We start from the raw sequence: 9,075 nt of genomic DNA on the forward strand, positions 1-9,075 counted from the left end.
CAGCGAAACTGCCTAGATAGCCCGCATGCGGAAATCCCCGTTCCAGCTGTGCCTGCCGACGCGCAGCACCAAGGTTCCCACCGGTCCCGACTGGATCCACGAAATCAAACATGACGGCTATCGGCTGATCGTCCAGCGCGTTGGCGACCGGGTGCGGCTGTTCACGCGCAACGGCCACGATTGGACCACGCGTTACCCGCGGATCGTCGAGGCGGCGCTGCGTGTCAGGACTGCGCACTTCGTGATCGATGGGGAGGCGGTGCTGCTCAACGTTGACGGCGTCTCCGACTTCGACGGCCTGCATTCGAGGAAGCACGACGATGCCGTACAGCTCTACGCCTTCGACGTCCTGATCGTGGATGGCGAGGATCTGCGCAAGCTGCCGCTGACCCTGCGCAAGACAAATTTGCAGCGGCTGCTGGCGCGGCCGGTTGACGGCGTCCACCTCGCGCCGTTCGAACAGGGCGAGGTTGGCCCAGATCTGTTCAGGCACGCCTGCAAGCTCGGCCTTGAGGGGCTGGTGTCGAAACGCTCCGACAGCTGGTATCGCGCCGGCCGGTCGCCGAACTGGATCAAGGTGAAAAACCGGCAGCATCCGGCCTTTGCCCGCGTGATGGATGCGCTTGGCTGAGCCGATTGCCAGTCATTTTGGCTGGGGATAGCCGGCACAGTCCCATATCGCCGGCAATCTATAGTCGATTAGCATCCCGCCGGCACGCATCAAGCTGAGCGCGGGATCAACATTGGAAAAAGTCAGGAAGCAACAGTCCTTTTGGCGCAGCTATGGCCCGGTCGTGCTTTGGTGGGAGGATCTAACCGAGATCGTCAACTCTCTGAAACAGCACGCCGAGGTCACCATCAGCACGGCGGATTACGAGTTCAAAAGTCTTGATGAATTGAAAGAACATGTTGGTGAGCAAGCGACAATCTTCGTCTTGGATGTCGACACCACTCAGCCGTCCGTTTCGATAAAACTCAGTCGCATGGAGGCGCGGCTCTTCATCTCGCCGGGTCCACAAGCGGCGCAGCTACGGCTCGAACTCGACGGCATTCTGTCGCGATGTCAAAGGCCGTTTCCTTGGGCATACCGTTTCTGGTTCGCGATGCTCCTCCCCACGGTATCGGTGTTGCTAAATATTTTCGTTCTGAACGCTCGGCCTGAATTGGCCGCTCAGATAGCCTCTGGCGTTTTGAATGGACTGTCGCTGTGGGGACCGTGGGTTAGCTACGTGAACCTGCGCCGGGTATCTGTGATCAAGATGCAGCGCCGCTCCGAAAGACGTGGTTTCTTTCAACGAAACCGAGATCAATTGATCCTAATGATGGTCAGCGCAATCGTTGCGTTTTTTGCGGGCGTAGTGGTGAAAGAGCATTTCTATCCGTCGACGCCTGCGGTCACCGCTCCGAAGTCGCCTTGAGTGCGTCCGAAAAAATAATAACGGGGAGTGATTAAATGACGGCATCACCACCAAGTGCTGCGCGGACGCCAGAACAGATTGTATTCGCAAACCGGATGGAGGCCATCTTCATGCCTCAAGCCCGGAAGCAACGCGATGCTCTCTTCAGCGGGCCAAATCCAGACCCACGGTTTGTTCATTACACGTCAGCAGAAAACGCGCTCAACATCATCAACACGAAGCGGTTGTGGATGCGCAACACGACGTGCATGTCGGATTATCGCGAGGTGCATCATGGGTTCGACATTCTTGCGAAGTTTTTTTCCGACAAGCCGCGTCTGGATGCTTTTACGACCGCGCTTGATCAGTGCGCGCCCGGCGCGGCCATGGAAGCCATCAACCTGTTTAATGGGTGGTGGAACAACATTCGTGACGACACCTATATTGCATCGATTTCCGAACACAAAGCGACGGAAGACCTCCATGGTCGTTTATCGATGTGGCGCGCGTTCGGAAACACGTCCGCCCGTGTCGCGTTGGTCATTCGCGTTCCGTACGCTTCGGCTGGAGCGGACGCTCTGAATTTGCTGTTCAGTCCGGTGGCGTATCTGACCGAAACTGAAACTCACGACATCATCGGCGAGGTCATTAAGAACGTAGGCCGCGAGTGTGATCTCCTAAGCGGTGTTGATCGGCAGGTCATCAAAAACTACGTTTTCCAGATGCTTTTGGCTGGTGTTACTTGTCTTAAGCACGAGGGGTTCGGCGAGGAGTTGGAATGGCGGGCGATTTACTCGCCGAAGCGAGCGCCCTCCGCTTTCATGGAGCAATCGACGGCGGTCATCGGCGGTGTCCCACAGATGATCTGTAAAATTCCGCTCGATGACTCGGTTTCGCCTGTTCTCGCAGAGCTTGATCTCGCGGCGATGTTTGACCGTCTGATTATCGGTCCTTCACCTTATCCTCTGGCAATGTATGAGGCGTTCAAGGGTGCGCTTACTACTGCCGGTGTCTCGGATGCCGGAGACAAGATTTTCGTATCGGGCATCCCGATCCGAACCTGAAGAGCGGTAAAAAAGAGCGGCAGTCCTTCGGCGTCAAGCGTTGCTGCCCATCCGCGCCGGCTGATGATCCGGCCGGATCTCGGCGCCGCGTCGACCGCATCTTGTGCAGACGAACTTCGGCTCGACGTCGCTGAGCCGGACGTTGTCGGGCCATTGCTCGGCATTGAGATCGGTGTGATGCCCGCAGCGGTGGCGGCAGTAGATCAGGACGCCGCGCACGCCCATCTGGCGCATCTCGCCGAACGTGATCTTGACGGGGTAGGGGGTCATCGGCTCGACGTGAATTCGTGTGCGATCAAGCAGTGTATGGGCTGTTGACGGTCTGTTGACGACACCAAATCGAAATTTGAAACCTGAAACAAAAATCCAGTTTAAGTCGTTGAAATGGTTGGTGCGGACACCGGGACTCGAACCCGGATAACGTTGCCGTTGAGGGATTTTAAGTCCCTTGAGCGTAAAGCTAACTAATTGAAATTTATGGTTATATTGCTGTACGATGTGTTATGTGTAGTTATTCTGTGTAAACACGTCGCATCTATCGCGCCTAGAGGGACCTGCGCCCCAGACAAAACAAGGAGTCAGACGACTCCGCCGATGAGGCCCAAGCGGCCTCGACAGAGGCAAACGACCTCGCACACTTGTCAGGCTGGCTTTTGATACGCGCCTGCCGAAGTGCGCCCAGACTAAACCAAGAGTATTTCCATCTGGTTGCCGAGCTCGCCTAACGTGAGGCGTCGATGTCGCTTGGGCGGACTGAAGACGGGGCACAGAGCAGGTCAGCAATTCCTAGACGGCAGCTTGACGACAATCGGGACAGGGTTCCATAAAGTTCCCTGCTGCTGTTTCTGCGCCTGGTGAGTGCGATGACCCTATCTGAACGCGTCCAGATGGAATTGGTGCTGGAAGGCCTATGCCGCGAGCTTCCTCATCGTGGTCCTGAAATTACTCGTCGAACATTTGGTGCTGCGGAACGCCTTTCCTATGCGCTGGGAGAATTGCGCGCTACTGCCCTTCAGGCACTCGTACCTGTCACAAGCACACGCAAATCTAGCTAAGGGACAAGGCGATGGCTTCCATACTCCTTGTCGAGGATGAAGCACTCATCCGCATGATGGTGGATGACATGCTCACTGAGCTTGGGCATCAGGTCGTGGCCGAAGCTGGCGATTTGGCTTCCGGGCTCGCCTTCGCGGAAGGCGGTAAGGATTTTGACTTGGCGATTTTGGATGTGCAGTTAGGCCGGGACAGCAGCAGGCCAATCGCTGAAGCTTTAGAGAGCCGCAAAATCCCGTTCGCCTTCGCAAGTGGATACGGAGCCGACGGACTGCCGGAAGGTTTTCACGGTCGGCCCTTGTTGATGAAGCCTTTCAAGTTGGACGAGCTGCAGCGGTGCATAGCGACGCTCTCGCGGTAGCTGCCGCGATCAGCTTGCCCAATGCCCGAGCGCCAGGTCCGACAACGCGCCGCTCAGTTCGATCACTGCGATTTTTGTCCGAGGTCTCTCAGGAGCGTGCGAAGAAAATCGCTAGCGTGATCGTACTGCGCTTTACCTTCGGCAATTTGATGGGCGCGAGGCCCCAAGATATTACCGACCGTCTCTGAGTTGAGTGGATCCACTCCATCCGACCATCGCTGCAATAAACCGTCGGGAATGTCGTTCGCAGAGCCGAACAGCTTCAGAAGGCGATGTTCGCCCTCGCTATTGTGGTCGTGATGGGCCTTCGCGGCGTAGAAGGCGAATAGCCCGCGAAACGCATTACGGGAAACGGCAGGTTTTGCCATCGCAATGTCCCCGAGAATGATACTTTAAAAGCGGATGTCTTCCGATTTCCAGAAGGAAAAGCTAGCAAGAAACTCGATCGCTGCGCTCTTAACTTGCAAGGGAAGGCCGCCCGAAGGCGGCCCGAGTAGTAGAACCAGCCGTGATAAATGCGTACTCAAAACATTTGGTGCAGCATTGCTGCCGCACCGGCCCGGGTGAAAATAGATACGAAATGAACCAGCCCCCGGTTTGGAGAGCATGCCAGAGCGAAATTATTCGGCAAGAAAAATCTTGGGATAAAGCGGCAATTTCTAATATACGAGCGTTGGAACGGCTCTACGGTTCCTTGACAGGAACCTTTGGCAGGTGCCCGACGTTCGTGACCGGAACGACCAGATCGGCTTACAGATGAAGTTGCTCACCGAGTATCTTGAAAGGGCGCTGCAACTGGAAAGTCTTGCGGACGGCGAATCCGACAGCACGTTCAGAACGGAGTTGCTCAAGCAAGCGGCTTCCTATCGGAAGCTGGCAATTAAACGGGCTGAGCAGTACGGCTTACCGAACCCGAGCCCACCGCCTGCCGGAAAACCCAATGGCGCCTCTACAAGTCGGAATGTGAGCGGGTATTTGCAGTCGACTGAGGACCTTTGAGATTTGTCCTCGTGATCGCAAGACGGTCGTCACTTTTGCAGACGCCACGTTCCTAAACACAGAAAAAGCGCTGACCCAACGTCTACCTCGCCGACAAGCGCTCGACATTCGCGGCGACGATTTTCCGGTAGTGATCAAGGACGTGACTGTAATCGCCGCCACGAACGAAAATGGTGCGGGCCTCTGCCGCAGCATCGAGCTTTTCCGTCACCATAAGAAACATTTCATCGGAGGTGCCATTGCCCGCCGCAATCTGGCGAAGCCGCATATCCATCACCTGGAGAGCATCGGCCATCAGTATTAGGGCTGAATACCAGAAAAGCATGCGACCTCCGGGTTCGGAATGGCACCGGCCGGATGCACGACCCTGCCGGACGGCACTGACGCATTTGGCGGGCCGCGCAGGTTAAGCTTGCGCGGGCGCCGCAGTTCCTAAGTAGGACGGGTGCTTCGTCGTTTGGGCCGCGGAGGCAAGAGCATGCGGTGCAGGGTTTTCGCGTTTCGGGGCGCATGGGCGTCGTAGTCGTTGTTGAAATAAATCCACGCGCGCTTGGCGCCGCTCTCCTTGATCCTGCTGGCCCATTTCGATAGCTCATCGTCTGAGTAATTGTGCCGATACCAGCGCTCGGGCCCGTGCAGGCGCACGTACACCTCGTCTGCCGTCCGGACGAGCTCGTCCGGCAGACGCGGACCGCTGCAGGAGCAGAAGATAATCCCGGCCTTGCGGAAGGCAGCGTAGACATCTTCATTCCACCAGCTTTTGTGCCGGAACTCGACCGCGTTGCGGCGGGCCGGATCGAGCTGGCTGACGATCGAATTCAGCCGGGCTTTGGTATAGCGGTAGCTCGGCGGCAGCTGGAAAAGAAAGCAGCCCATTTGCTCGCCAAGAATATCGGCGATGATCCCGAAATCGCGGATCAGCGTTTTTGTACCTGTGAACTTTTTGACGTGTGTGATGAGCTCGCAGACCTTCACGGTGTAGACGATATCCTTGCCGCCCGGCTGACGGCGCCAGGCCTGGACATTCGCGACGGTCGGCCATGAGTAAAAGGACGCGTTAATCTCGACCGTGTCGAAGGCGGACGCGTAATGCTCGAACCAGTCCGGTTGCGGCACGTCCGCATAGAACGAGTCCCGCCATTTCCAGTAGCGCCAGCCGGAACAGCCTACGAAGACGGTCTTCTTCAAAGCCGTCGCGGGCTTCAGTCCCTCGCTCTCCATTTTAAGGCGGGTTCGGTGCATCTTCGCTGCGCGTGCGACATTATTTTCGCGCTGTTTCTCACGCCGAAGCCGGCGCCGTTCGCGTCTTTCCTCTATCGTCAATTCTTTGATCTCAGGAGCAGGCGAGCGGGGCATCGGTCAGTCCTTTGCCTTTCGCAAGTTTGTGTCGAGACGCTCTTTGAGTTTACGCCAGCGTTCTTCCTCGGCCTCCACGCGGCGCTGTACCGCATCCAGATCCTTCGCAAGAGCGTCGGCCTTTTCCTCATGCTCCGCCTCCGCCTGCAGCAGGGCAGTTTGCGCTTTCTCAACCGCGGCGTTTCGCTTCTCGCGGGCCTTCGCGGCTTCAGCCTCTTCCTTCGCGCGCAGCTTTTCCCGCTGCCGCTCTTCCTTCTCGTATTTTGCGGCGGCCTCACGCTCTGATTTTTCATCCCGCTGCGAAGGCTTTGCGGAAGCCGCCTTCTTCGCCCTGGCTTTTTCCTTGTGCGGGCGTGCGTCAAGCGATGCGGCGGACGGCAGGTCCGCGTGCTCCCTGAAAGCGGAGCTTGATCCGACTGGCCTTCGCAGCACGATGCCGGGCTTCGCCATGGCGGCTGCGATCACCGCGCCGTCTTCGGATTCCTCTGCGAAGCCCTGATGGAAGAGGTTGCTGCTTGCGCCCCATGCCTCCAGCGCCGCTTTCATGGACGGCGCCGCGATCGCGAGATCGAAAAACCCTTGGGACGTTTGAAAAACCTTGAGTTTGCGCGGCATCATGGTCAAATGTTCCCCGATGCAGCTTTGTTCCCTAGGACGGAACATTCGGTTCCGGCCATGGAACTTACGGCTTTGGAGTTCGTTCGGCCGCTACAGGAGATGCGCCCATGATCCTTGAAAGCTTTGATCGCCGCACTATCGCAAACCTGGAAGCCGCGCTTGACCGGGTCTGCGACGGCAGACCGGACGGTGCCGATCACGGACTGAGATCCTTTATCGCCGACGCCATGGTCGCCTGCGCGAAGAAGGGTCAGACTACGCTCGGTGCCTTGACTGAAGCGGGGGAAGCTGCCCTCGCGCGGTGGGCTATCTCCGACAGAAAACAGGCCTGACCCAATCCTATCGTGTCGCGCGATCCCCGGATGCGGCGGCTTCCTTGCCGGCGCGCGGCAGCCAGCGCCATACGCCGAGCACGTTGATCAGGAGAAGAACGGCGTTCTGGATGACGAGCGAACTTTTCGGCTCCAATATCCCGTCGGCGATCCACGCAATGGATGCCGCGATAAAGAGGACGAAGCCGCACACGGTTATGCGCGCGTTCCAGTTCGCCGCCACCATGGCGGCCGCGATTATCGTCATGGCGGCTGCCACGGTTCTTAATACTTCAAGGCTCATGTGTCCCTTCTCAAAACAAGGGCCGCCCGGGGCGGCCCTTTCGCTTGCATGTGGCTAACCGGTTAAGCGGCTTTTCGGTTCACGCTGCGCAGCGCCATCGTATTCAGCTTCTCGTCCGTCGCCTTTTCCTCGTCGAGGTTCTGCTGCAGGACCATGGCGCAGTCCTCACGGCCAAGCATCTTTGCCCATGCGATCAGGGTGCCGTACCGCGTGATCTCATAGTGCTCGACGGCCTGGGCGGCCGCGATCAGCGCCGCATCCAATACCTGCTTGTCATCGATATCGCCCGCGACTTCGCTCGCTTCCTTCAGGATGCCGTCGATGGCCGGACAATCGACGCCCTTCGCCTGCACGCCGTGCATCTCGAACACTTTCTCAAGCCGGGTGATCTGGCCCTTGGTTTCGGAAAGATGCGTCTGGAAGCCGTTCTTGAGGCCGGGATCGCTCGCCTTCTCGATCATGTCCGGCAGGTTCTTCGCGATCTGCTGCTCGGCGTAGTAAATATCCTTCAGCGTGTGCACGAAGAGGTCGTCCAGTGTTTTTATGTCCTTGGTGAAAAAGCCCATCGTATCCTCCTTGGGTGGGTCCGCACCTTCAAACAACCGGTAGGGACGAGCGTTCCGTGGAGAGCTCACAACGGGATGATTTCCTGGGCGCGGATGACGATCTCCTCCTGCGCAAGCTCGCGTTCGAGACGCTCGCGCAGGCTGCGCCAGTACTCGGGTGCAAGCTTCGCGGCCATGACCTCGATGACGGCGATATTGTCCCGCTCGGTCTCGTTGCCGCTGCGCCATAGACCCTGGCCCGGGGCCCGGACGAAGCTGGTCGCTCCGCCGAACCGGCCGGTCAGCTCTTCCAGGAAGTCCTCGAACCAGCGTTGCGAAACCGGCTCGCCGCCGCCTTTCTGTTTCGGCAGCAGAATCTGCACGAGATAGGAATTGCTCACGACACAAGCCTCATGCTTGCGCTGCGCGAAACCGCATTTTCTCCGGGTGCCCCGTAGCGGAGCTCATCGTTCTTTGCCATTGGCGCCGTCCTCGAAAGTGAGCTCCAACGGAGCGGCCCGGGCTTGGTTCCTGCCTGAAAAGGGTTGCGGCCAGCAACCCGGCTAGCCACGCGGCAATGAGCAGGGGAAAGCGGTCAAGGGTGCGGCGACGCAACCGCGCTCGCGCGGGCTTTGCCCTTGACGGCTGAAGGGGCGGCAGCCCCTTTCGCGCGAGGGATCGTCACCGGATGGCCGGGACGAAGACCCGGGCGCGGGACGCGCTAGAGCCCGGCCGGCTGCGCAGCAGGCGGACGCGCCCAACACGGAACCGGGAGCCTGCAGGGTAAGTTGGTAGAGCAGGAAATTAACGCTGGGGAAGCACATGAAGCGAGTTACGAAATGGCGGGCGGCGGCGAAACGTGAGCTGATCGCGCCGCGCGGCGACAAGCGGTATATCCGCCGCGATGCGAAAGGCCGCATCGAGGAAAGCGATGATGTAAGCCGCTCGCTATCCCAGGACCGCCGCAAGACGGCCAAGAAGAAAGTCAAAGCGGGGCAGGGTGACCGGGGCGACCGCAAGCCTGCAAAATCCAAGGCGCGGAAAAAATCGAGTGCCCGCAAGTAACG

15 protein-coding genes and 1 tRNA gene are annotated in these 9,075 nt (G+C 58.5%); 7 read left to right on the plus strand and 9 right to left on the minus strand.

Annotation, left to right across the window (positions count from 1 at the left end; translation table 11 throughout):
* Nucleotides 1-25 precede the first annotated feature (25 nt).
* The 3 genes from AC0L2F_RS13575 to AC0L2F_RS13585 all read left to right on the plus strand — a co-directional run bounded on the left by AC0L2F_RS13575 (nt 26) and on the right by AC0L2F_RS13585 (nt 2,461).
* On the plus strand, nt 26-631 hold the full coding sequence (locus AC0L2F_RS13575; protein ID WP_473248689.1) for an ATP-dependent DNA ligase: 606 nt from the start codon (nt 26-28) through the stop codon (nt 629-631).
* A gap of 112 nt (nt 632-743) precedes the next feature.
* Nucleotides 744-1,418, plus strand: a complete 675-nt coding sequence (locus tag AC0L2F_RS13580; RefSeq protein ID WP_473248690.1) for a hypothetical protein — start codon at nt 744-746, stop codon at nt 1,416-1,418.
* Between the two features lie 35 nt (nt 1,419-1,453).
* Nucleotides 1,454-2,461, plus strand: a complete 1,008-nt coding sequence (locus AC0L2F_RS13585; protein ID WP_473248691.1) for a DUF2971 domain-containing protein — start codon at nt 1,454-1,456, stop codon at nt 2,459-2,461.
* Nucleotides 2,462-2,494: 33 nt separating this feature from the next.
* Here the strand turns inward: AC0L2F_RS13585 and AC0L2F_RS13590 are convergent, their stop codons facing one another.
* Nucleotides 2,495-2,731, minus strand: coding sequence for a hypothetical protein (locus AC0L2F_RS13590; protein ID WP_473248692.1), 237 nt, complete (start codon nt 2,729-2,731; stop codon nt 2,495-2,497).
* Nucleotides 2,732-2,850: 119 nt separating this feature from the next.
* Nucleotides 2,851-3,003 (minus strand) — tRNA-Leu (locus tag AC0L2F_RS13595).
* Nucleotides 3,004-3,527: 524 nt separating this feature from the next.
* Here AC0L2F_RS13595 and AC0L2F_RS13600 point away from each other — a divergent pair.
* Nucleotides 3,528-3,875, plus strand: a complete 348-nt coding sequence (locus tag AC0L2F_RS13600) for a response regulator (protein ID WP_473248693.1) — start codon at nt 3,528-3,530, stop codon at nt 3,873-3,875.
* A 62-nt stretch (nt 3,876-3,937) separates the two neighbouring features.
* Here AC0L2F_RS13600 and AC0L2F_RS13605 read toward each other — a convergent pair whose 3' ends face one another.
* Nucleotides 3,938-4,243: a hypothetical protein gene (locus AC0L2F_RS13605; protein WP_473248694.1), complete on the minus strand. Its 306-nt coding sequence runs from the start codon at nt 4,241-4,243 to the stop codon at nt 3,938-3,940.
* A 346-nt stretch (nt 4,244-4,589) separates the two neighbouring features.
* Here AC0L2F_RS13605 and AC0L2F_RS13610 point away from each other — a divergent pair, with 346 nt between their 5' ends.
* Nucleotides 4,590-4,874 (plus strand): hypothetical protein, encoded by a 285-nt coding sequence (locus AC0L2F_RS13610; protein WP_473248695.1) that lies wholly within the window; start codon nt 4,590-4,592, stop codon nt 4,872-4,874.
* Nucleotides 4,875-4,956: 82 nt separating this feature from the next.
* On the opposite strand, the gene AC0L2F_RS13615 is transcribed toward AC0L2F_RS13610, so the two are convergent.
* The 3 genes from AC0L2F_RS13615 to AC0L2F_RS13625 form a co-directional block, all read right to left on the minus strand.
* On the minus strand, nt 4,957-5,199 hold the full coding sequence (locus tag AC0L2F_RS13615) for a hypothetical protein (protein WP_473248696.1): 243 nt from the start codon (nt 5,197-5,199) through the stop codon (nt 4,957-4,959).
* A gap of 107 nt (nt 5,200-5,306) precedes the next feature.
* Nucleotides 5,307-6,230, minus strand: a complete 924-nt coding sequence (locus AC0L2F_RS13620; RefSeq protein ID WP_473248697.1) for a DUF72 domain-containing protein — start codon at nt 6,228-6,230, stop codon at nt 5,307-5,309.
* Between the two features lie 3 nt (nt 6,231-6,233).
* On the minus strand, nt 6,234-6,848 hold the full coding sequence (locus AC0L2F_RS13625) for a cell envelope biogenesis protein TolA (protein WP_473248698.1): 615 nt from the start codon (nt 6,846-6,848) through the stop codon (nt 6,234-6,236).
* A gap of 107 nt (nt 6,849-6,955) precedes the next feature.
* On the opposite strand from AC0L2F_RS13625, the gene AC0L2F_RS13630 reads away from it, so the two are divergent.
* Nucleotides 6,956-7,180, plus strand: coding sequence for a hypothetical protein (locus tag AC0L2F_RS13630; RefSeq protein WP_473248699.1), 225 nt, complete (start codon nt 6,956-6,958; stop codon nt 7,178-7,180).
* A gap of 7 nt (nt 7,181-7,187) precedes the next feature.
* Here the strand turns inward: AC0L2F_RS13630 and AC0L2F_RS13635 are convergent, their stop codons facing one another.
* The 3 genes from AC0L2F_RS13635 to AC0L2F_RS13645 all read right to left on the minus strand — a co-directional run bounded on the left by AC0L2F_RS13635 (nt 7,188) and on the right by AC0L2F_RS13645 (nt 8,409).
* On the minus strand, nt 7,188-7,463 hold the full coding sequence (locus tag AC0L2F_RS13635; protein ID WP_473248700.1) for a hypothetical protein: 276 nt from the start codon (nt 7,461-7,463) through the stop codon (nt 7,188-7,190).
* A gap of 62 nt (nt 7,464-7,525) precedes the next feature.
* A complete protein-coding gene (locus AC0L2F_RS13640) occupies nt 7,526-8,029 on the minus strand; it encodes a YciE/YciF ferroxidase family protein (RefSeq protein ID WP_473248701.1) in 504 nt (167 codons plus the stop codon).
* A 65-nt stretch (nt 8,030-8,094) separates the two neighbouring features.
* Nucleotides 8,095-8,409: a hypothetical protein gene (locus tag AC0L2F_RS13645; protein WP_473248702.1), complete on the minus strand. Its 315-nt coding sequence runs from the start codon at nt 8,407-8,409 to the stop codon at nt 8,095-8,097.
* A 421-nt stretch (nt 8,410-8,830) separates the two neighbouring features.
* Here AC0L2F_RS13645 and AC0L2F_RS13650 point away from each other — a divergent pair, with 421 nt between their 5' ends.
* The gene (locus AC0L2F_RS13650; RefSeq protein ID WP_473248703.1) at nt 8,831-9,073 is read left to right on the plus strand and encodes a hypothetical protein; all 243 of its coding nucleotides are present in this window, start codon (nt 8,831-8,833) and stop codon (nt 9,071-9,073) included.
* Nucleotides 9,074-9,075: the final 2 nt, after the last annotated feature.

The sequence above is a fragment of the Bradyrhizobium sp. Ken64 genome (assembly GCF_055807555.1).